The following is a 20,537-nucleotide window of genomic DNA, read 5'->3' on the forward strand; positions in this document are numbered from 1 at the left end:
GGGAGGCGGCACACGGTGTGCGCGGCGGTCGTATCGGCGGAGCCGGAGCCGCACGCCGGGTGGTGAGCCCTGCCGGGTAGCATCCCCGGTGCTCGGCGGGCGTCGAGGAAACCGGTGGAATTCCGGTGCGGTCGCGCCACTGTGAACAGCCAGACCCTCTCCGGCGAGCACCACACCCCGATGGGCGCGCCACCCGAGGAAGGTCATTCGTGATTCTGCTGCTGTCCACGTCCGACACCGATCTGCTCAGCGCACGCGCCAGCGGCGCGGGCTACCGCCTCGGCAACCCGGCCAGGCTGCTGGTGGAGGACCTGCCCGGCCTGCTCGACGGCGCGGATCTGGTGATCGTGCGCATTCTCGGCGGCAAGCGCGCCTGGGAGGACGGGCTCGACGCGCTGCGCGACAGCGGTGTGCCGATGGTGGCGCTGGGCGGTGAGATCGCCCCCGATGCCGAACTGATGGAGTGCTCGACCGTGCCCGGCGGCGTCGCGGCCGACGCGCACAACTACCTCGCCGCGGGCGGCGCGGACAATCTGCGCGAGCTGCACCACTTCCTGTCCGACACCGTGCTGCTCACCGGCCACGGCTTCGCGCCGCCGGTGCAACTGCCCAGCTGGGGTGAACTCGCGCGCGAGGCCCGCTACCCGGAGCCGGTCGAGGGCGTACCGACGGTCGGCGTCGTCTATTACCGCGCCCAGCACCTCGCCGGCAACACCGGCTACATCGATGCCCTCTGCCGGGCCGTCGAGGACGCGGGCGCGCGCCCCGTGCCGCTGTACTGCGCCTCGCTGCGCACCGCCGAACCGGAACTGCTCGCCACGCTCGGCCAGGCCGACGCATTGGTCGTGACCGTGCTCGCCGCGGGTGGTACCAAGCCCGCCACCGCCTCGGCGGGCGGCGACGACGAAGTCTGGGACGTGGCCGCGCTCGCCGCGCTGGACGTGCCGATCCTGCAGGGCCTGTGCCTCACCGGCTCCCGTGCCCAGTGGGACGACAACGACGACGGCCTGTCCCCGCTCGACGTGGCCACTCAGGTCGCGGTGCCCGAGTTCGACGGCCGCATCATCACGGTGCCGTTCTCGTTCAAGGAATTCGACGACGACGGTCTGTCGACCTACGTGCCCGATCCCGAGCGCGCCGCCCGCGTCGCCGGTATCGCCGTGCGCCACGCGCGCCTGCGCCACATCCCCGCCGCCGGCAAGCGCCTGGCGCTCATGCTCTCGGCCTACCCCACCAAGCACGCCCGCATCGGCAACGCCGTCGGCCTGGACACCCCCGCCAGCACCATCGCCCTGCTGCACGAACTGCGCCGCGCCGGGTACGACCTCGGCGAAGCGGGCGACGTGCCCGGCCTCGAGGAACACGACGGCGACGCGCTCATGCACGCCCTCATCGCCGCGGGCGGCCAGGACCCCGACTGGCTGACCGCCGAACAACTCGAGGGCAACCCCATCCGCATCGGCGCGCAGACCTACACCGCGTGGTTCGACACCCTGCCCGCCGAGCTGCGCGAAGCCGTGATCGAGGCGTGGGGCCCGCCGCCCGGCGAGCTCTATGTGGACCGCTCGGCCGATCCGAACGGCGAGATCGTCATCGCCGCACTGCGTTTCGGCAATGTGGTGCTGATGGTCCAGCCGCCCCGGGGCTTCGGCGAGAACCCGGTCGCCATCTACCACGACCCCGACCTGCCGCCGAGCCACCACTACCTGGCCGCCTACCGTTGGCTGGCCGTCCCCGCCGAGCAGGGCGGATTCGGCGCCGACGCGATGGTGCACATCGGCAAGCACGGCAATCTGGAATGGCTGCCCGGCAAGACCCTCGGCATGTCCGCGGCCTGCGGCACCGACGCCGCCCTCGGCGATCTGCCGCTGATCTACCCGTTCCTGGTCAACGACCCCGGCGAGGGCACCCAGGCCAAGCGCCGCGCGCACGCCACCCTGGTCGACCACCTCATTCCGCCGATGGCGCGCGCCGAGAGCTACGGCGACATCTCCCGCCTCGAGCAGTTGCTCGACGAGCACGCCAATATCTCCGCTCTGGACCCGGCCAAGCTGCCCGCCATCCGCCAGCAGATCTGGACGCTGATGCGCGCGGCCGAGATGGACCACGACCTCGGCCTCGCGGAACGTCCCGACGAGGACACCTTCGACGACATGCTGCTGCACGTCGACGGCTGGCTGTGCGAGATCAAGGACGTGCAGATCCGCGACGGCCTGCACGTGCTCGGCCAGGCGCCGGTCGGTGAGTCGGAAGTCGACCTGGTGCTGGCGATGCTGCGCGCACGTCAGCTCTGGGGCGGCGAGCAGTCGGTCCCGGGTCTGCGGGAAGCGCTGGGGCTGAACGAATCCGGATCGGAGTCGCGCGAGCGGGTCGATGCCGTGGAGGCGCGTGCGCGGGAACTGCTGATCGCCCTGCAGGCGGCGGACTGGTCGCCCGACGCGGTCGACGGCTTGGTCGAACGCTTCGCCGGTCAGTTGTTCGGCGACCAGGGCGGTGACCGTGCATCCGTGGGCGCCGTCCTGCGTTTCGCCGCCACCGAGGTGGTGCCCCGCCTGCGCGGCACCAGCATCGAGATCGAGCGGGTGCTGCACGCGCTGAACGGCGGCTTCATCCCCGCCGGTCCCAGCGGCTCCCCGCTGCGCGGCCTGATCAATGTGCTGCCCACCGGACGCAACTTCTACTCCGTCGATCCGAAGGCCGTGCCGTCGCGGCTGGCCTGGGAGACCGGTCAGGCGATGGCCGATTCGCTGCTGCGCCGCTACCTCGACGACCAGGGCGAATACCCGCGCTCGGTGGGACTGTCGGTGTGGGGCACCTCGGCCATGCGGACCTCCGGCGACGACATCGCCGAAGTGCTCGCGCTGCTGGGCGTGCGGCCGGTGTGGGACGAGGCGAGCCGTCGCGTGACCACCCTCGAGGTGATCTCGCTCGAGGAACTGGGCCGCCCGCGCATCGACGTCACCGTGCGTATCAGCGGCTTCTTCCGCGACGCGTTCCCCCACGTGCTCGCCCTGCTCGACGACGCGGTCCGCCTCGTCGCCGGTCTCGACGAGCCCGCCGAATCGAACTACGTGCGCGCGCACACCCTCTCGGACCTGTCCGAGCACGGCGACGAACGCCGCGCCACCACCCGCATCTTCGGCTCCAAGCCGGGCACCTACGGCGCGGGCCTGCTCCAGCTCATCGACTCCAAGAGCTGGCGCGGCGACGAGGACCTCGCGCAGGTCTACACGGCCTGGGGCGGTTACGCCTACGGCCGTGACCTCGACGGCGCGCCCGCCGCCGACGACATGCGCACCGCCTACCGCCGGATCGCGGTGGCGGCCAAGAACACCGACACCCGCGAACACGACATCGCCGACTCCGACGACTACTTCCAGTACCACGGCGGCATGGTCGCGACCGTCCGCGCGCTGACCGGCAAGAACCCGGAGGCCTACATCGGCGACAGCACCCGCCCCGACGCCGTGCGCACCCGCACCCTCTCGGAGGAGACCACCCGCGTCTTCCGCGCCCGTGTGGTCAACCCGCGCTGGCTGGAGGCCATGCGCCGCCACGGCTACAAGGGCGCCTTCGAGATGGCCGCCACCGTCGACTACCTGTTCGGTTACGACGCCACCACCGATGTGGTCGCCGACTGGATGTACGAGAAGCTCAGCGAGAGCTACGTCTTCGACGAGACCAACCGCAAGTTCATGGAGCAGTCGAATCCGTGGGCACTGCACGGGATCGCCGAACGACTGCTCGAGGCGGCCGAGCGCGGCATGTGGTCGGCGCCGGAGCAGGAGACGCTGGAGCGGTTGCGGCAGGTGTACCTGGAGACCGAGGGCGAGCTGGAGTAGGCCCGTCCGCGTCGGCCCGGTGCCTGCGCGAGGTTGCCCGGTCGGACATTCGACCCCGGTGGCTGGTATCTAGTGGCCGGTAGCCGGTGGCTGGTATCTAGTGGCCGGTAGCCGGTAGCCGGTAGCCGGTAGCCGGTAGCCGGTAGCCGGTAGCCGGTAGGCGGTAGGCGATCGCCCGGTGGTCGGCGCCTCCACCGCGTCGGCGGGCGGGCGGCACTGTCAGCCCGGGCAATTCGGTATCTGCGGCCTGTCGGCGAAGCGGGCACGGGTCCAGGTGATGAGTTCGGGGACGAGCGGGGAGTCCGCGGCCACGACGCCGAGGTGGTCGCGGCCGTGATAGATGCGGTAGTCGATGTTCCAGCCCGCGGCGCACCGGTCGCTCGCGTAGGCCCGCTGAACATCCGGGGTGATGAGTGAATCGGCGCCGCCCTGGGCGAGCAGCAGCGGAACGGTGAGCTCGCCCGCCGGGACGTTTTCGCGCAGGCGGTCGCCGAACGGTCCGTCGAGGGGGTCCCTGGCGAAGATCGGACGATCGCGGTCGATGGACATCGCGCTGAGCACCGAGACGAGGACGCCGGGTTCGGCCAGGCAGCGGGTGCTCATGTCGCGGACCAGGGTGCGGGCGGCCGGAATGATGTAGTGGTCGACGTTCACGTCCGGGTAGATGGCGGTGTAGGCGGCGATCACGTAGGAGCCGAAGACCGTGCCGCCCGCCACGTTCGGCAGGTGCCGCACCAGGCCGGGACCGTCGGCGGCCGGCGCCATGGCCGCGACACCGACGACGTTCGCGTCGGGCGCGTAACCGGGGGCGAGGACGCCGGTCCACAGTGCGGCGTGGCCGCCCTGGGAATGTCCCCACACCACGGTGCGGTCGTCGAGGTCGATGTCGGGCAGTTGCCTGGCGGCGCGCACGGCATCGAGCACCGAGGTCCCCTCGCCGTGACCGATCAGGTAGGGGTGCGGTCCGGCAGTGCCCAGGCCGGTGTAGTCGGTGGCGACCAGCGCCCATCCTTCGGCCAGCAGTTGGGGCAGCGCGGGCAGGGCGCCCGCGGCCAGCGGTTCGGGCAACAGCGTCGGGGCGCATCCGGTGGCGAAACCGGTGGTGCCGTGCGCCCAGGCGACTACCGGCAGCGGCCCGGCCGGGGCATCGCGCGGCACCAGGACCAGACCGCTGGACAGCGCGGCCGACCCGTGGGCGTCCACCGTCGAATAGAGAATGCGCCACGCCCGCGCCTCGGCCGGAATATCGCCGCGGGCGAACGGCTCGGCGCGCAGCAACACACCGGATTCGGCGGGCACGCTGTCGGGCGCGGAGTAGAAATCCTCCGTCCGCGGCGACGAGGCCCGCAGATGTGCGCTCACCACGGCCACCGCGATCGCCAGCGCCAGCGCCAGCCCCGCCGCCACCACCCGGCCGACCCGCGCGAGCGTGGCCGGAGCCGCCGGAGCCGCCGGAGCCGCCGGAGTCCCTGGAGTCCCTGGAGTTGCCGGAGTCGCCGGAGTCGCGGGAATCGCCCGCTGACTCGGCCTGGCCGCCCACAGCAGTCCCGCACCGAGTGTCACCGTGCGGATGCCGAACAGCACCGCCACCACCAGCAACGTCACATCCGGCCAGAGCCAGGCCACCACGCCGAGCACGATCTCGGCGGCGGCGAGCATTCCGGCGATCACCCGGTCATCGAGTGTTCCGGCGCGGACACCCGCCGCTCGGATCGCACCGCCGATCACCAGTGCCGCCGCGACGAATCGCGGGAGCAGGTCGATCGCGGACCCCATCTGGACCACCACGAGCACACCTGTCAGCACCCAGCCCAGTGCGAGCGCCGTGGCGAGCCGGCCCGCACAGCGCGGCAAGACCAGCTCGCCCACGCCGGTCACTACGCAAGCCGCCGCGATCAGGAGCGCCAGCGCGGTCAGCGCGGTCAGTGGGCGGACCATGAGCAGCAGTCCGACGAGCACTGCCAGCAGCCCGACGACGACGGCCGACGCTCGGGGCAATCGCTCGGCGATCACGTCCGCACGCGGTATCAGGGCACGAAAATCACGGGCAGCCATGCGGGCTCCTCGACATTCGATCCACGGGATCGCCCGCCGGCGAACCCACAGTTGCCCTTCATGCTCGCATGAGCCGGCATGGCAGCGCGGTAGCCGGGCACGGGACGCGAGAAGTCGGTCAGTCGGTCACGGTGAGGCCCAGCGCCGCCGCGAACGAGGGCGCCAGTTCCATCAGCTGCCCGTGGTCGACCGTCGCGCCGCGCAACGACTCGATTCCCTGGGCGATGCTCAGCGCCTGCGTGCCGCGGAAGTCGACCTTCGTCATCGTCGTCTTGTTCAGGGTCAGCGATCCAGGCGCTGCCGCCGATCTCGGCGTCCAGCCATGTCGTCTCCGCCAGCGAGGTCGCGGTCATGTCGACGTGGTTCAGCCAGACATCGGTGAACCTGGTGTGCGCGAGATCGCCCCCGGCGAACACGAGATCGGCCAGAGCCGACTCGGCGAACCGCACATTGCGGAGGTCGATCTCCTTGTATTCGGCGCTCTCGAGCCGGACGCAGTCGTAATCGGCTTCGGGGAGCGGGTCCTCGCCGAGAGGACCGAGGTAGGCGGCGTACGGCAGTTCGTGGAGTTCGCGCATGATCGGTATCTCCCTTCAGCTGGTGAGGGCGATGATCATTCTGGCGGTGAGAACCCGGGTGTGTTCGAACGGTGCCTCGGTGAGTGCGGGGGTTTCGATCACCGATCGCATGACACCGAGGCCGAGCAGCAGCGCACCGACGAGTTCGGCGCGCAGCGCGGCGTCGGGTGTGGGGATGCGGTCGGCGACGGCGTCGAGGTAATCCTCGCAGAGGTGGGTGCGCAGCTGGTCGCGGATCTCGTCGCGGTTGGCTGAGCGGAGCATGGCCAGCAACGGGTGCTCACCGCCGTACTCCGACTGGTCGGCGAAGACGACGTCGCGCAGCAACTGGTCGGCCAGATGCGCCACGGGGCGGTGGCGGTCGGCGGCCAGCCCGGTGGGGATCTCCATGTGGATCGCCTCGGCGTAGAGCTGCTTCTTGGAGCCGAAGTAGCGGAACACCAGTGCGGGGTCGACGCCTACGTCGGCGGCGATCTCCCGCACGCCGGTGCTGTCGAACCCTTGGCGGGCGAAGCGGCGGCGGGCGGCGTCCAGCAGGGCTGTCCGGGTGGCGGCGCGGTCCCGGCGGCGGCCGGATCGGGGAGTCACGGAGTCACCCTAAGTCATCAATAGTTGACTTGTCGTTCGAGTCGCTCCTACCGTCGGGTCATGGAAGTCGAAAACCTTTGTGATACAAGGGATATACATCGTCGAAGCTATGTCATCGCCGGTGGCACCGATGGCATCGGCCGCGGCCTCGCGCTGCACTTGCTCGGCCGCGGTGATCGGGTCGTCGCCATCGCCAGCGGCGCCGAGAAGGGGCAGCGGTTCCTTGCCTCGGCAACCTCGATCGGCGCGGCCGACCGTGCCCATTTCGTGCGCGCCGATCTGAGCACCCTCACGGGTATGCGGGCCGCCGTCGTGGAGGTCGGCGCGTGGACCTCCACGCTCGACGGACTGGTCTTCGGGGCGCAACGGTTCCAGCCCACCCGGGTCGAGACCGGGGACGGCCTCGAATTCACCTTCGCGCTGAACTATCTCAGCCGCTACGTGCTCGGCCACGAACTCGCCGCCCAGCTCGAGCGCGCCACCGTACCGGTCGTGCTGAGCCTGGCCGGTTCCGGCGGGCTCCCCGGCAAGATCCGATGGGACGACCTTCAATTCGTCCGCGACTATCGCGGTCGCCGCGCCGCCATGCAGGCCTCCCGCTGCAACGATCTGCTGGCTGTCGCGTATCCGGCCCGCCATCCGGGGACGAACGTGCGGTACGTCCTGTTCAATCCCGGCTTCGTCCGCACCGCCATGGCCGATCCGCTGCCCACGGCCCAGCGCGTGCTGACCAAGGGGCTGGCCACCGTGTTCGCGCGTTCAGTGGAGGAGACGGTGCCGTCGCTGGTCGAGTTGCTCGACGGGCCGCCCGCCGCGCCGGTCTCGGCCTGGTTCCGCAATCGGCGAGTCCCGTTGACCGGCAGAGATTTCGATCCGCCGCGCGCGATGCGGCTGGACACCGTGACCGCCGAGCTGCTCGCTCGAGCGCGGTCGTCGTAGGGCGGGTGTTCGCGCTCAGGCGCTGAGGCGGTTCAGGGACGTCGCGATGTTCGCGTGCCCGCGCGCGGTCTTCTCGTCCATGGAGAGGTCTTCACGGTACCGGCTGGACACATCCTTCCGGTCGGAGACGCCAGGACGCTACTTGCCTCACCCTCCCCGGGCAACGGATCGTCCTACCGGGCAGAGCTCAGCGCGTCGGCGGCCAATCGGCCGACTGCGGACGCACGGTCAGGATCTGCTGGGCGTAACCGACGGGACCGGCGACGTCATGCAGGATCGTGGTGGTGAGCCCCTGTCCCGTACCGCCGAAGACGACGGCGGTGTCCAGGCCGACCCAGCGGCCTTCCGGCTGCCGGTGCAGGTGGATGCTCAGATCGAGGTTCGGGAACATCCACTCCGACGGCTTCTCCCTGGCGGCGATGCCGTTGGCCGTGTCGACGAGAGTGATATACGAGGTGACCGTGTCCGAAGGCTCGCCCTCGACCAGATCCAGCTCCGTGGAAATCCAGGCGGCGGCGCGTCCGGGGCGGTACTCGCCGACGGTGCGGACGTCGAGAGAGGCGATGAACCCGCCCGGCCACAACGAGTCCATCGCCCAGCGCGGCCGGGATTCGGGCGCGGGGAGCGGGTCGAGCGCGCCGCCTGCCACGCTCGCGGTGTCGCCGCTGCTCATGAGCCAGGCGCGTGCCGTGACGACGGCGCGACCGGCGGCGACGGCGGTGGCCTCGACCAGTTCGATGGTCCGGCCCGGTCGTACGACTTGGACCGCGACATCGAATTCGCCGACCGGCACCCGGCCGAGGATGTCGAAGGTGATCCGGCTCAGGTCCATCGCGGGACGCTGCTCGTCGGCTCGCATGCGCTGGATCTCGTGGATGAGCAGCCCGGCAACCGGGGCGAAATGCTGCTCGTCGGCGGTCCATGCACCGGTCGCGTGCGCGGTGGGGACGAAGCGCTGGGGACCGACGCGCCGGAAGTAGGCAGCGATCTCGCTCTTGTCGGACATACGTCCAAACTAAGGAGTCGATTTCCGACCGATCAGTCGGGTGGTTGTCTTTGTGGCCGAGTTCACCCATCCCGGCGCGCGGGCGCGGGCGGGCGGATCGCTAGGCCGACTCGGCCAGCCCGGCCGAACGCCACACCTCGGCGAGCTCGTCGAGGGGCAGGTCGAGCGTCTGACTGAGGGCGACGACGGTGCCGAAGGCGGGGGAGGGCAGGCGGCCGGTCTCGATCTTGCGCAATGTCTCCGGCGAGATGCCCGCGGCGGTGGCGACATCGGTGAGGTCGCGGTCGGCGCGGGCGGCCCGCAGCCTGCCGCCGAGGCGGCGACCAGCCTCGATCTGGGCGGGTGTCAACGGGAGACGGACCATGCCGACCAGGGTAGGCGGCGCGACGACGCACCCGCAATCGCTCGGCTGGTATTAAAATACCGATTCGGCTACGGTGGTATTAAAATACCGGTTTGGAGGGCGTGACATGCTCGAGTTGAAGACCCCGCGGGAGATCGAGCGGATGGCGGTGACGGGGGCGTTCGTCGCCGACGTGCTCGCCGAGCTGCGCGAGCGGGCACAGGTCGGAGTGAATCTTCTCGACCTGGAAGCGTATGTGCGAGAACGGATCCGGGAGCGCGGTGCGGTCTCGTGCTACGTCGACTACGCGCCCTCGTTCGGGCGCGGACCGTTCGGCAACACCGTGTGTCTGGCGGTGAACGACGCGGTGCTGCACGGAATGCCGTTCGACTACCGGCTGCACGACGGCGATGTGCTGACGATGGATCTGGCCGTGTCCATCGACGGCTGGGTGGCCGATGCCGCGATCACCACGATCGTCGGCACCGCCGCCGAGGAGGACCTCAGGCTCGTACGGGCGACCGAGGAGGCGCTGGCGGCGGGGATCGACGCGGCCGTGCCGGGGAACCGGATCGGTGATATCTCCGCGGCCATCGGCGCGGTGGCCGCCGCCTACGGATATCCGGTCAACACCGAGTTCGGCGGGCACGGGCTCGGTCGCACCATGCACGAGGATCCGCACGTGTCCAACACCGGTCGCGCGGGCCGTGGCCTGCGGCTGCGTCCCGGCTTGACGCTGGCGCTGGAACCGTGGTTCGCCCGCACCACCGGCCGTGTCTACATCGACGACGCGGACGGCTGGACGGTGCGTTCGGCCGACGGTTCCAGGACGGCCCACACCGAACACACCGTGGCGATCACCGAAAACGGGCCGGTTGTCCTCACTCGCCGGATCCCCAGAGCTGATGATCTTGCCGACATCGGTACCTAGGATGTCGGCATGGGCCTGCTCGTCGCGATGACCGTTCCCGGTCTCGCCCTGCTGTTGATCGCGCTCGCCGTTGCCGAGGTCGTCTGGAACCGGCTCACCGGCTCGCGCTTCCTGACCTGGAGTAGGCCCCGCGGGGGAGCCCCGGTGGCCGCGGCCGGCTTCGAGGAGGTGACCGCGGCGTTCCAGGGCTCCAAGCACATCGAGTTCGAGCAGCGGATGACGACGCTCATGCACCGCGAGGCGCCCTCGGACGGGGCGCCGCCGCGGGATGAGATCGACCTCGCCGCGGGGGCGGCCTGCCTGGTCCGCCGCGCCGTGCCGTAGCGGTGAAGCCGCGAGTGCGGTTCAGGGCTTGGTGGCGACGACTATGACGTTCTTGCCGAAGAACTTGCCCGTCAGGATCTGCAGTGCCTTGCTGAGCGGGAAGATCGCGCGATCGTAGAGTTCGACGGATCGGGGGTCGAGGGTGCCGTCGGCGGAGCCGAGCACCTTGTAGGCCAGGGTCGCGAAGAAGCCGATGGGGTCGCAGTATCGCGATTCGACGATCTCGAGGCCGGCGTTGCGCAGGATCCGGTTCAGTTGGGTGCGCCGATAGCGGCGGTAATGCCCCACTTTGGCGTCCATGGTGCTGTACAGGATCTCCAGCGCGGGTACGTAGACGACCAGCTTGCCACCGGGTCGCAGCAGTGTCGCCAGCTGCTCGGAGGCGGCCTGATCGTTCTTGATGTGCTCGAGAACGTTGAAGGTGTAGATGAGGCTGTACTGTTCGGTCTCGCTGGGCTGCGCCTCGTCGTAGTCGACGACCTTGTAGCCCTTCGACCGCAGGATGTGCTGCAGTTCTTCGTCGGGTTCGAGGCATTCGGGGCTGATCCCCCGCTCGGAAAGCATGTCGGCGTAAGTGCCCGAGCCCGCGCCGAAATCCAATACCCGCATATCGGCTGGGATGTCGGGGAAGGTGAGATGTTTGTCGACTGTGTCGACCAGGAAAGTGTTGTAGTTGACCGCCTTGGTCATCGCCTCCAGGTTGTCGCACCCGGTATACGCGAAATCGCTGCTGCCCACGGGTTATCCCCTTCGTCGGCCGCCGGTACGGTGCCTCTCCCCGACGGCATGCTGGATGCCGCTACGCTCGTCGTCGGCGACGCCGATCACCGGAATCGCCGTGGTCTCCGAATGGATCGCAGAGTCCGTGTCCTGCCGCGACGCTAGTGGATGGGCACCGGGAGATGTCAAAGTCACTCGGCGTGTCCGGTGAACGACTCACCCTTGTCACCGAGCCAGCGCGCCAATTCCTCGCCCGCCCGCAGTTCCTCGGCCACGGCGGTGCGCTGCTCGTCGGACAGCGGAAGCGCCGTGGCCTCGGCGCGCAACCGCTCGGCCCGCGCGGAATCGCCCGCCGCGATCGCGATTTCGGCCAGCATCGCCAGGGCCTTGGCTCTGTCCACGGCGGGTGCGATCTCGTGGAAACGGCCGAGCCCGACCTCGAGCACTCGCCCGGCGGCCTTGTCGTCGACCTTGAAATCCCGCAGGATGCGCGCATTGTCGATCACCTTGGCCAGGCCGCTGAGGTCGGCGGCGCCGCCGTATTCGACGTCCATCGGTTCGTCGCGCTGGATGAACATGAGCGTGTTGCCGTCGGGATCGATGAGGCTGAACCGGGACTGCCCGGGGCGGAATCGGGTGATCCGCGGGTACCCCTTCGTCAGTACCTTGCCGTAGGCGCCTCGCATGGCCTCGGTGAAGGCCCGGTGCCGCGCGGCGACGTCGTCGACCATGACCAGGCAGTAGACCGATTCCGACGGTGTGACCGTGCCTTTCGGGGGTGGACTGAAATGCAGGTCGCAGCCCGCCAGTTCCACACCCAGATAGACGTAGGGCTTGGTCTGCTCGTGGGTGACCGTGTAGCCGAGCGCTCGGTAGAAGTCGAGCGTGGCGCGCGAGTTCGAGGTCCGGAGAATGGGGACGGGGGAGTCGGTCATCGGGACTGACGCCTTTCGGCTGGTAGTCAAATTTGATTACCAACCTACGCCCGGTCCTGCGGAAGTCAAGTTCGACTAGCATCGAGGGCTACCAGAAGGGAGCCGCCGTGTCCGTGGTACGCCTGCTCGTCCTCGGAGTCCTGCGCAGCCAGGGGCCCGCGCACGGATACGCCGTGCGACGGGAACTGTTGTCGTGGCGGGCCGAGACGTGGACCAACGCCAAGCCCGGCTCGATCTATCACGCGCTCAAGCAGTTGAGCGCCGAAGGCAAGCTGCGCGAGGCGGGGAGCGAGCGCAGCGACGAGGGCCCGGCGCGGACGCTGTACGAGCTCACCCCCGACGGCGAGACCGAGTTCCGGCGACTCATGGATCAGGCGCTGGTGAGCATCGATATGGAAGAACTGGGCGCGGGCATCGCGTTCATGGACGCGCTGCCCCGTGCGCAGGTGATCGACCTCTTGCGTGAGCAACAGCGCAATGCCGCGGCGGTGCGCGAGGAACTGCTCGCCATGATCCCGCAATTCCCCGGCCGCTACGAAACTCCGCACGCGACCGATCTGCTCGAACTGTGGAGCGGCGTCTTCGACAATCTCACCGGCTGGACCGGCGGTCTGCTGGCCCGCCTGGAGGCAGGCGAGTACGCACTGGGCGACTGACTGCGGCTCACCGGGGACGGCGGACAACCTGGAGCGTGGCCGGGCTCGCCACGACGACCTAGGCTGCGGACATGACGAATGCGTTCGGGGAAGCCGGAACTGCCGACTACGTGATGCTGACGACCTTCCGCAAGGACGGTACGCCGGTCGGTACGCCGGTGTGGGCGGCGGCCGACCAGGGAAAGCTCTACGTGTGGACGGTCACCGACAGTTGGAAGGTCAAGCGGCTGCGGCGTGATCCGGCGGTCCGGGTGCAGGCGTGCGACGCGCGAGGAAAGAAGCTGAGCGGTCCGGTGATCGAGGGGACCGGCCGGGTACTCGACGCCGCGGGCACCGAAGAGGTCCGCACCCTGCTCAAGCGCAAATACAAGCTGCTCGCGTGGGTGGCGCTGGTGGGCAGCAATATCCGTCGCGGCAAGGCCGGGACGGTGGGCATCGAGATCACACCCGCTGTCTGACCCCGCTTCCGGTCCGCGGGGGAGGGAATCGGCAAGCCGGGCACGGAGATTCCGGCCCAGGAGCCGCCGTTCACCGGGGTGTCGGCTATTCTTCGACGGGCATAACCGGGGTGGTCCCCAGGCGGACATGATGTCGCGTCCCTGCCCCGGCGGGAGGGATCGTTCATGACAGCACCGACGCGGCCACCGAGGGCTTCTCAGCCCTACCCGGTCGCCGAAGCGCCCGAACCCGAGCACACCGACGGCGGTTGGGCTTCCGTGCTGGTCGCCGCCATCGTGGCGGCGGTCGCCATCGCGGTGGCCGGGGTGATCGCCGGACTGGTGGTGGTGAATCTGCGGGAGAGCGCGATGAGCGACGCCCCGCGGACTACGGTCACGTCCTCGCCGGTGGCCGCCGCGCCCGCCGGTCAGATTCCCGCACCGCTCGAGATCACCGTCGCCACCGAGGCGCCCGCGGTCACCACCCTCGCCCCCGAGACCGGCGTCCTCGATCAGGCCGCTGTGCAGAGCGGGGTGGTGACGGTCCTGACCGACTCCTACAGTCTCACCGGCATCGGTGCGGCGACCTGCCCGGCGGGTCAGGCGATCGTGGTCGGCGCGCAGTTCGTCTGCGCGGTGACGGTCGACGGCGAGCCGAAGTCGGTGTCGGTGACCATCACCAGCGCCGACGGTGTCTACGAGGTGAGCAGGCCTTTCTGAGTCCCGCCGGGGGACGGGCTCAGGTGGCCCGGCTCACCGAGGACATGTGGAAGTCGGGAATCCGCAACGGCGGCATGGCGGTCCGGGTGAACCAGTCCGACCATTCCCGTGGCAGCGTCAGCTCGGTCGCGCCCGCTTCGCTCACCCGGCGCAGCAGATCCAGTGGGCTCTCGTTGAACCGGAAGTTGTTGACCTCGGCGGTGACCCGCCCGTCCTCCACCAGATAGACGCCGTCGCGGGTGAGCCCGGTCAGCAGCAGGGTGGCCGGATCCACTTCGCGGATGTACCACAGGGTGGTGAGCAGCAGGCCCCGTTCGGTGCTCGCGACCAGATCGTCGACGCTCGCCGACGAGCCTCCGGTGAGCAGCAGGTTCTCTCCGGGGATCGTGGTGACGGACCCGAATTCGGCTGCGGTGGCACGGGATTGGGCCAGGGCGTGGACCACGCCCTCGCGCACCCAGTCCACCCGCTCGGCGAGCAGGCCGTTGTCGAAGACCGACAGCGTGTCCGAGGACGCGGAGGTCGCGACGAACGGCCGGTGCCGCAGATGCTCGGCGGCCGGGTCGGAGTAGAGCGTGAGCGGCAGATCGGTGAGCCGCTCCCCGATCCTGGTGCCGCCGCCCGGCTTGGCGAAGGCATTGTGCCCCTCGTACGCGCCACGGGCCTCCATCGACCACATCAGCGAGATCATCAGATCGGCCACCGCCGAGGGCGGCAGGATCGTCTCGTAGCGCCCGGCGGGCAGCTCGACCTTCTTCGCCGCCCAATCCAGTCGCCGCGACAACTCCCCGAGCAATCCGGCGACGTCCACATCGGTGAAATCGGGCGTGCCCACCCCGACCCACGCGCTGGCCGGATCGCCGTCGGGACCGCGCTTTCCGTTGATCTCCAGCGATCCGGTGGGCTGGACGAACCGCCTGCGCAACCCGGTGGAGGAGCCGAGCCAGGTGGTGTGGACCCGGTGATGGGCGAAACCGTAGAGCCGGTCGGCGCCGTCGAATCCGCGGGCCAGCCCGCGCGCCAACTCGGTGAACACCTCGATACCGGTGCTGCCCGGTTCGCCCGCCCAGTCCGGCGCGGGGCCGTCGGCCTCGAGCAGCGGCGCGGCGTCCTTCGCGGGTTCGGCGGTCCGCGCGGCCTCTTCGGCGGCCCGCACCACGGTCTCGATTTCGGCCGGATCGACGCTGGTGGAGCCGACGCTGCCGACGCGCGCGCCGTCCCGGCCGTCACGGAAGATCGACACCACCGCCCACTGCCGCGACACCGAGACGCCGTTGGTGGTCATCGAATTGCCCGCCCAGCGCAACGACGCCTCGTGCGCGTCGGTGACCAGCACGATCGCCTCGTCGGCCCGGGACGCGGCCAGCGCCCGCTCGACCACCTCGCCCGCGGGCACCCCCAGTGCGCTCACCGACCTGCCTCCGTCCGGGTGTTCAGAACATTGATGCCGCGCACCAGGATCGACGGGCAGCCGTGGCTGACCGCGGCGACCTGACCGGGCTGGGCCTTACCGCAGTTGAACGCACCGCCGAGCCGCCAGGTCGAGGGGCCGCCGACGGCTTCCATCGCGCCCCAGAAGTCGGTGGTGGTGGCCTGGTAGGCGACATCGCGCACCTGCCCGGCCAGCTCGCCGTTGCGGATACGGAAGAACCGCTGACCGGTGAACTGGAAGTTGTAGCGCTGCATGTCGATCGACCACGATTTGTCGCCGACGATGTAGAGACCGTCCTCGACCCGCGAGATCAGCTCCTCGGTGCTGGTGTCGTTCTCCGGATCGGCGGCCAGCGACACATTGGCCATCCGCTGGATAGGCACGTGGTGCGCGGAATCAGCGTAGGAGCAGCCGTTGGAGCGCTCGAGTCCCAGGCGCGGGGCGAAGGCGCGGTCGAGCTGGTAGCCGACGAGCACACCGTCACGCACCAGATCCCAGCGCTGCCCGGCCACGCCCTCGTCGTCGTAGCCGACGGTGGCCAGGCCGAACGGCTCGGTGCGGTCACCGGTGACCTGCATGATCGGGGTGCCGTAGCGCAGGGTGCCGAGCTTGTCGGGGGTGGCGAAGGAGGTGCCCGCGTAGGCGGATTCGTAGCCGATGGCGCGGTCGTACTCGGTGGCGTGGCCGATGGATTCGTGGATGGTCAGCCACAGATTCGTCGGGTCGACGACGAGATCGGTGGGGCCCGCGACGACCGTGGGCGCTTTCACCTTCTCGGCCAGCCACCCGGGGATGCGGGCGAGTTCGTCGTCCCAGTTCCAGACGCCGTCCGCCCCGGTCACGTACTCCCAGCCGCGGCCTGCGGGCGCGGCGAGCGTGCGCATGGTCTCGAAGACACCGGCGGCCGAATCGACAGTGGTCGCCTCGAGTTCCGGGTGCACGCGCACCCGCTGCTGGGTGACGATCGTCCCGGTGGTGTCGGCGTAGTAGGTCTGTTCCTTGACCTGCAGCACGCCCGCGGTGACGTGATCGACCCCGTCGGCGGCGGCCAGGCGCTCCGAATAGTCCTGCAGCAGCCCGACCTTGTGCGCGGTCGGCACCTCGAACGGGTCGATGTCGTAGCCGGACACCCATTCCACATCGTCGTAACGAGGTTCGGCCGCCAACTCCACGCGGTCGCGATTGAGCTCGCGCAGGGCTGTCGCGACCTCGACGGCCTGCCGGGCCACCGCGGCCGCGTGCTGCGGGGACAGGGCGGCATGCGAGGCGAAACCCCAGGTGCCGTCGACGATCACGCGCACCGCGAAACCGAGGTCGGTGCTGTCGGTGACCGCCTCGACGCGCCCGTCGCGCAGTCGGATGGACTGGGTGCGCAACCGGTGCACGCGCAGATCGGCGTGTTCGGCGCCCGCAGCCCTGGCCGCGGCGAGCGCGGCCTCGGCGAGCGCACCGAGGGGTAGCGCACGGAATTCGGCGTCGACGGCCCGGCCTGCCCGGCCCTCGGAAATCGCGGTGCTCACCTCGGCCACGCTACCGGTTCCGCCCCGGCGACCGCATGAGCGGAACTCAGCCGAACTGCTGCCAGCCCAGCCGGACCACCATCACGACCACCACGACCAGCAGCACGATCCGGACGAACTCCGCGCCCTTGCGCAGCGCCATCCGCGAGCCCGCGATCGCGCCCAGCACATTGGCCACCGCCATCCCCGCGCCGAGCGCGAACAGGATGTGCCCGGTGAGGCCGAAGAAGATCAGCGCACCGACATTGGAGCCGCAGTTGATCACCTTGGCCATCGCCGCGGCGCGCACGAACTCGGTACCGAGCAGCGTGGCGAAGGTGATGATCAGGAACGTCCCGGTCCCCGGTCCGAGCAGACCGTCATAGGCGCCGATCAGACCGGCCGCCAACAGCACCACCAGGATCGTCTTGCGGCGAGTCGGCGGGTCGGTCGCCAGTGTGATGCCGACCGACGGCCGCGCGGTCACGAAGACGGCGACCGCGACCAGGACCACCATCACGATCGGGATGAACAGGTCCTTGTCGATCAGCGAGACCGCCGCCGCGCCCGCGGCAGACGCGCCTGCGGCGAGGGTCGCCGCGGGCAGCAGCAGCTTCCAGTTCATCGGGACCTTGCGCGCGAAGGTCAGCACCGAGGCGGTGGTTCCCGCGACCGCGGCGAACTTGTTGGTGCCCAGCGCCGTCGCGGGCGCGATGCCCGGCGACACCAGGAACAGCGTCGGCAGAATGATGAGCCCGCCGCCGCCGACCACGGCGTCCACCCAGCCCGCCGCACCTGCGGCGGTCAGGAGAACGAGCCAGTCCGTGAGATCCACGCGCTCCAGCCAACCAGACATCCGATGAATCCGCGCCACCGACCGCGCCCCTAGGCTGGGACGGTGCGACAGTTCAGTCTCTGGCTGCGCGGCAAGCCTCTGGTGGCGGATTCGATGCTGGCGCTGGGCCTGCTGGTGTTCGACCTGACCGCCATCGGCGCGGCCGTTCAGCCCGCGGTCTATCTGGTGCTCGCGGGCCTGCTCCCGCTGCCGATCGCGCTGCGGCGGCGGTATCCCCGGTCGATGTCGGCGGCCATGGTGGCGCTCGCGATCGGCACGACGCTGCTGGGATATCTGCTCGACGATGCCGTCCAGCACCCGGCGCTGCTCGGCCTGGGCGTGATGCTCTACACCCTGGTCGCCTACGTGGGCAGGCGCGAGGGACTGATCCTGCTGGTGGCGCTGGCGGTGGATTCGCTGCTGGCGATGGCGCTGCTGCATCAGCCGACCACCACCACACTGGCGTTCGTGGCGGTCTACTACGCGCTGTGCTGGACACTGGCCGAATTCAACGGCGCCAGACACGCCTACGACGCCGAGGTCGCCGCGCGCCTGGCGGTGGCCGACGACGAACTGCGCCGACGCACCCACGAAGCTGTCGCCGCCGAGCGCACCCGGATCGCGCGGGAACTGCACGACGTGGTCGCGCACGCGGTGTCGGTGATCATCGTCCAGGCCGACGGCGCCCGCTTCGCGCTGCGCCGTGACCCCGACGCCGCCGAACGGTCCCTCGGCGTCATCGCCGCCACCGGCCGCGACGCCCTGCGCGAACTGCGCCGCACGGTGGAACTGCTGCGCACCGAGCACGCGCCGGGCGAACTGCCCCAGCACGGGACGGCCGGCATCGCCAAGGTGGTGGCGATGATGCGCGGCACCGGGCTCGCGGTGGAGTTGGAGATGACCGGCGCGATCGACGACATCACCCCCGAGGTCAGCCTCGGTGTGCACCGCATCGTGCAGGAATCGCTGACCAACACCCTGCGGCACGCGGGCGCGCACCCCAAGGCATGGGTGCGGGTGCATCGTCGCGAGCACGACGTGCTGATCGAAGTCACCGATTCCGGCGGTGCCCCGGTCGCCGACTCACCTTCCGGGGCGCCGGGGGCGAGTATGCCCGGGCGCGGCGTATCCGGGCGTCGTGGCGAGCCGAACAGCGTGGGCGGCACTTCGTCGACCAGCGCGAGCGGGCTGGGCGGAGGCAGCGGGCTGGGCCTGGTCGGTATGCGCGAGCGCGTGGCCGTGCTCGGCGGCAGCCTCACCGTCGGGCCGGAACCCGGCGGCGCCTGGCGGGTGTGCGCGATCATCCCGCTCGAACTCGCCGAACATCCCGGGTCGACCGGAATGCCCTGGCGCTGAATGCCTTCGGCTGCGTAGCTCAGCCCAGAGCGTCGGTGAGTTCGCGCAGCACCTCGCTCGCGGTGAGCGGATCCAGCACTCCGAAGACGGTGTCCCCGCAGCGACTCCACCAGGGCGCGGGAGGCGCGGAGGACAGTTCGACAGCCTCCACCACCCGTTCGTCATCGGCCCACGGGTCGTCGGCGGCCAGCCCGTCGTCGAGCTGCAGCAGCACCCGCAGGTCCGCGCCGACTGGTCGGTAGAGATGATCGTGCAGGCCGTCGACCGGGCGGGCCAGCCGCCAGCCCGCCTGGCCCAACCGCGCCAGCGCGGCGGTCGGCACCATGCGACGGGCGAATCTCGCCAACGAGGTGGCACGGCGTTCGGCCTCGGTCAACCGGAACACCGGCCGCGCCGACGGCGGCGCGGGAAGACCCGCGCACTGGACAGTCGATCTGGGCCCCGGCCGCGCCGGGGTGCGCCGTCCGCCGGCGGAGACACCGGGGAAGCCGGGGATGTCGAGCATTCGGAGTTCTTCGTTCATGCGCCCCACCACGATTGGATCGATCGAACCGGAAAGCGTAACGACGAGCGCCGACACCGTTCTCCGCTCGACGGACCGTTCGCGACCGGTCTTCGGCGCGGCTAGATTGGTGCGGTGCCGATCACCGTACTCGTCGTGGACGACCAGGAATTGATGCGCATGGGCTTGAAGATGGTGCTCGGCGCGCACCCCGACATCGAGGTGGTCGGCGAGGCCGACAACGGCGCGGTGGCACTGACCCGCACCAGGGAACTGCGACCCGACGTGGTGCTGATGGACGTGCGCATGCCGGTGGTCGACGGAGTCACCGCGACCACCCGCATCCTCGAAGCGGGCACCGGCTGCAAAGTACTGGTCATGACCACCTTCGACCTCGACGAGCACGCCCTCGGCGCGCTGCGCGCGGGTGCGAGCGGGTTCCTGCTCAAGGACACCCCGCCGGAGGATCTGATCTCGGCCGTCCGCAGCGTCGCGGCCGGGGACGCGGTGGTCTCACCCAAGGTGACCAAACGCCTGCTGGACCGCATGGTGGCCGCCGACCCCGCCGGCATGCGCGACCCCTCGATCCTGGACGCGCTCACCGCCCGCGAACGCGAAGTACTCGAGCAGATCGCCGCGGGCCGCTCCAACGCCGAGATCGCCGCCGAACTGTTCCTGTCCGAGGCCACGGTGAAGACCCATGTCGGACGGGTCCTGACCAAGCTCGGTCTGCGCGATCGGGTCCAGGCGGTGGTCCTCGCCTACGAAACCGGACTGGTGCGACCCGGAGGTTGAGGACCCGCGCACCCGCGCGATGCCACGATCAGGGCAGGAAGGGG

General features: G+C 70.0%; 20 protein-coding genes. 9 read left to right on the plus strand and 11 right to left on the minus strand.

Annotation, left to right across the window (positions count from 1 at the left end; genetic code table 11):
- Window positions 1–209 precede the first annotated feature (209 nt).
- Entirely contained in the window at window positions 210–3,842 is a 3,633-nt protein-coding gene (gene cobN, locus NS3_RS08665; RefSeq protein WP_067856435.1) for a cobaltochelatase subunit CobN, read from the plus strand.
- 219 nt (window positions 3,843–4,061) lie between these two features.
- On the opposite strand, the gene NS3_RS08670 is transcribed toward cobN, so the two are convergent.
- The 3 genes from NS3_RS08670 to NS3_RS08680 form a co-directional block, all read right to left on the minus strand.
- The gene (locus NS3_RS08670) at window positions 4,062–5,897 is read right to left on the minus strand and encodes a lipase family protein (protein ID WP_067856439.1); all 1,836 of its coding nucleotides are present in this window, start codon (window positions 5,895–5,897) and stop codon (window positions 4,062–4,064) included.
- 118 nt (window positions 5,898–6,015) lie between these two features.
- Window positions 6,016–6,162 carry a hypothetical protein gene (locus NS3_RS29755; protein ID WP_157101241.1) on the minus strand — a complete coding sequence of 49 codons (147 nt, stop codon included), beginning with the start codon at window positions 6,160–6,162 and terminating at the stop codon, window positions 6,016–6,018.
- A gap of 328 nt (window positions 6,163–6,490) precedes the next feature.
- On the minus strand, window positions 6,491–7,063 hold the full coding sequence (locus NS3_RS08680; RefSeq protein WP_067856446.1) for a TetR/AcrR family transcriptional regulator: 573 nt from the start codon (window positions 7,061–7,063) through the stop codon (window positions 6,491–6,493).
- Window positions 7,064–7,123: 60 nt separating this feature from the next.
- Between NS3_RS08680 and NS3_RS08685 the strand changes: the two genes are divergently transcribed.
- Complete coding sequence (locus NS3_RS08685; RefSeq protein ID WP_084495186.1) at window positions 7,124–8,002, plus strand: SDR family NAD(P)-dependent oxidoreductase; 879 nt, start codon at window positions 7,124–7,126, stop codon at window positions 8,000–8,002.
- A 187-nt stretch (window positions 8,003–8,189) separates the two neighbouring features.
- On the opposite strand, the gene NS3_RS08690 is transcribed toward NS3_RS08685, so the two are convergent.
- Both NS3_RS08690 and NS3_RS08695 read right to left on the minus strand, forming a co-directional pair.
- Window positions 8,190–9,008 (minus strand): thioesterase family protein, encoded by an 819-nt coding sequence (locus NS3_RS08690; protein WP_067856451.1) that lies wholly within the window; start codon window positions 9,006–9,008, stop codon window positions 8,190–8,192.
- A gap of 100 nt (window positions 9,009–9,108) precedes the next feature.
- The gene (locus NS3_RS08695; RefSeq protein WP_067856454.1) at window positions 9,109–9,372 is read right to left on the minus strand and encodes a helix-turn-helix transcriptional regulator; all 264 of its coding nucleotides are present in this window, start codon (window positions 9,370–9,372) and stop codon (window positions 9,109–9,111) included.
- A 106-nt stretch (window positions 9,373–9,478) separates the two neighbouring features.
- On the opposite strand from NS3_RS08695, the gene map reads away from it, so the two are divergent.
- A complete protein-coding gene (gene map, locus NS3_RS08700) occupies window positions 9,479–10,282 on the plus strand; it encodes a type I methionyl aminopeptidase (RefSeq protein ID WP_067856457.1) in 804 nt (267 codons plus the stop codon).
- Window positions 10,283–10,291: 9 nt separating this feature from the next.
- Complete coding sequence (locus tag NS3_RS08705; RefSeq protein ID WP_067856460.1) at window positions 10,292–10,606, plus strand: DUF6191 domain-containing protein; 315 nt, start codon at window positions 10,292–10,294, stop codon at window positions 10,604–10,606.
- 21 nt (window positions 10,607–10,627) lie between these two features.
- Here NS3_RS08705 and NS3_RS08710 read toward each other — a convergent pair whose 3' ends face one another.
- Both NS3_RS08710 and NS3_RS08715 read right to left on the minus strand, forming a co-directional pair.
- A complete protein-coding gene (locus tag NS3_RS08710) occupies window positions 10,628–11,344 on the minus strand; it encodes a class I SAM-dependent methyltransferase (RefSeq protein WP_067856463.1) in 717 nt (238 codons plus the stop codon).
- A gap of 173 nt (window positions 11,345–11,517) precedes the next feature.
- Entirely contained in the window at window positions 11,518–12,261 is a 744-nt protein-coding gene (locus NS3_RS08715; protein WP_067856466.1) for a DUF8817 family protein, read from the minus strand.
- Between the two features lie 107 nt (window positions 12,262–12,368).
- Between NS3_RS08715 and NS3_RS08720 the strand changes: the two genes are divergently transcribed.
- From NS3_RS08720 to NS3_RS08730, 3 genes are all read left to right on the plus strand, one after another.
- Window positions 12,369–12,917 carry a PadR family transcriptional regulator gene (locus NS3_RS08720; protein ID WP_067856469.1) on the plus strand — a complete coding sequence of 183 codons (549 nt, stop codon included), beginning with the start codon at window positions 12,369–12,371 and terminating at the stop codon, window positions 12,915–12,917.
- Between the two features lie 71 nt (window positions 12,918–12,988).
- Entirely contained in the window at window positions 12,989–13,375 is a 387-nt protein-coding gene (locus NS3_RS08725) for a PPOX class F420-dependent oxidoreductase (protein WP_067856473.1), read from the plus strand.
- A 165-nt stretch (window positions 13,376–13,540) separates the two neighbouring features.
- Window positions 13,541–14,074, plus strand: a complete 534-nt coding sequence (locus NS3_RS08730) for a DUF4333 domain-containing protein (protein WP_084495188.1) — start codon at window positions 13,541–13,543, stop codon at window positions 14,072–14,074.
- Window positions 14,075–14,093: 19 nt separating this feature from the next.
- Here the strand turns inward: NS3_RS08730 and NS3_RS08735 are convergent, their stop codons facing one another.
- The 3 genes from NS3_RS08735 to NS3_RS08745 are packed head-to-tail and all read right to left on the minus strand — an operon-like array spanning window position 14,094 to window position 17,861.
- Entirely contained in the window at window positions 14,094–15,485 is a 1,392-nt protein-coding gene (locus tag NS3_RS08735; protein WP_174550447.1) for a metallopeptidase TldD-related protein, read from the minus strand.
- Window positions 15,482–17,026: a TldD/PmbA family protein gene (locus NS3_RS08740; RefSeq protein ID WP_245649524.1), complete on the minus strand. Its 1,545-nt coding sequence runs from the start codon at window positions 17,024–17,026 to the stop codon at window positions 15,482–15,484. The genes NS3_RS08735 and NS3_RS08740 overlap by 4 nt, the downstream gene beginning before the upstream one ends.
- Window positions 17,027–17,072: 46 nt before the next feature.
- Complete coding sequence (locus NS3_RS08745) at window positions 17,073–17,861, minus strand: TSUP family transporter (RefSeq protein ID WP_373865288.1); 789 nt, start codon at window positions 17,859–17,861, stop codon at window positions 17,073–17,075.
- Window positions 17,862–17,903: 42 nt separating this feature from the next.
- Here NS3_RS08745 and NS3_RS08750 point away from each other — a divergent pair, with 42 nt between their 5' ends.
- The gene (locus tag NS3_RS08750; protein ID WP_067856486.1) at window positions 17,904–19,196 is read left to right on the plus strand and encodes a sensor histidine kinase; all 1,293 of its coding nucleotides are present in this window, start codon (window positions 17,904–17,906) and stop codon (window positions 19,194–19,196) included.
- 19 nt (window positions 19,197–19,215) lie between these two features.
- Here NS3_RS08750 and NS3_RS08755 read toward each other — a convergent pair whose 3' ends face one another.
- Window positions 19,216–19,719: a DUF4132 domain-containing protein gene (locus NS3_RS08755; RefSeq protein WP_067856491.1), complete on the minus strand. Its 504-nt coding sequence runs from the start codon at window positions 19,717–19,719 to the stop codon at window positions 19,216–19,218.
- A gap of 114 nt (window positions 19,720–19,833) precedes the next feature.
- On the opposite strand from NS3_RS08755, the gene NS3_RS08760 reads away from it, so the two are divergent.
- Window positions 19,834–20,493: a response regulator gene (locus tag NS3_RS08760; RefSeq protein WP_067856494.1), complete on the plus strand. Its 660-nt coding sequence runs from the start codon at window positions 19,834–19,836 to the stop codon at window positions 20,491–20,493.
- Window positions 20,494–20,537: the final 44 nt, after the last annotated feature.

Origin of the sequence: Nocardia shimofusensis NBRC 100134 (assembly GCF_001613125.1) — a bacterium.
In the GTDB taxonomy this organism is placed as follows: domain Bacteria; phylum Actinomycetota; class Actinomycetes; order Mycobacteriales; family Mycobacteriaceae; genus Nocardia; species Nocardia shimofusensis.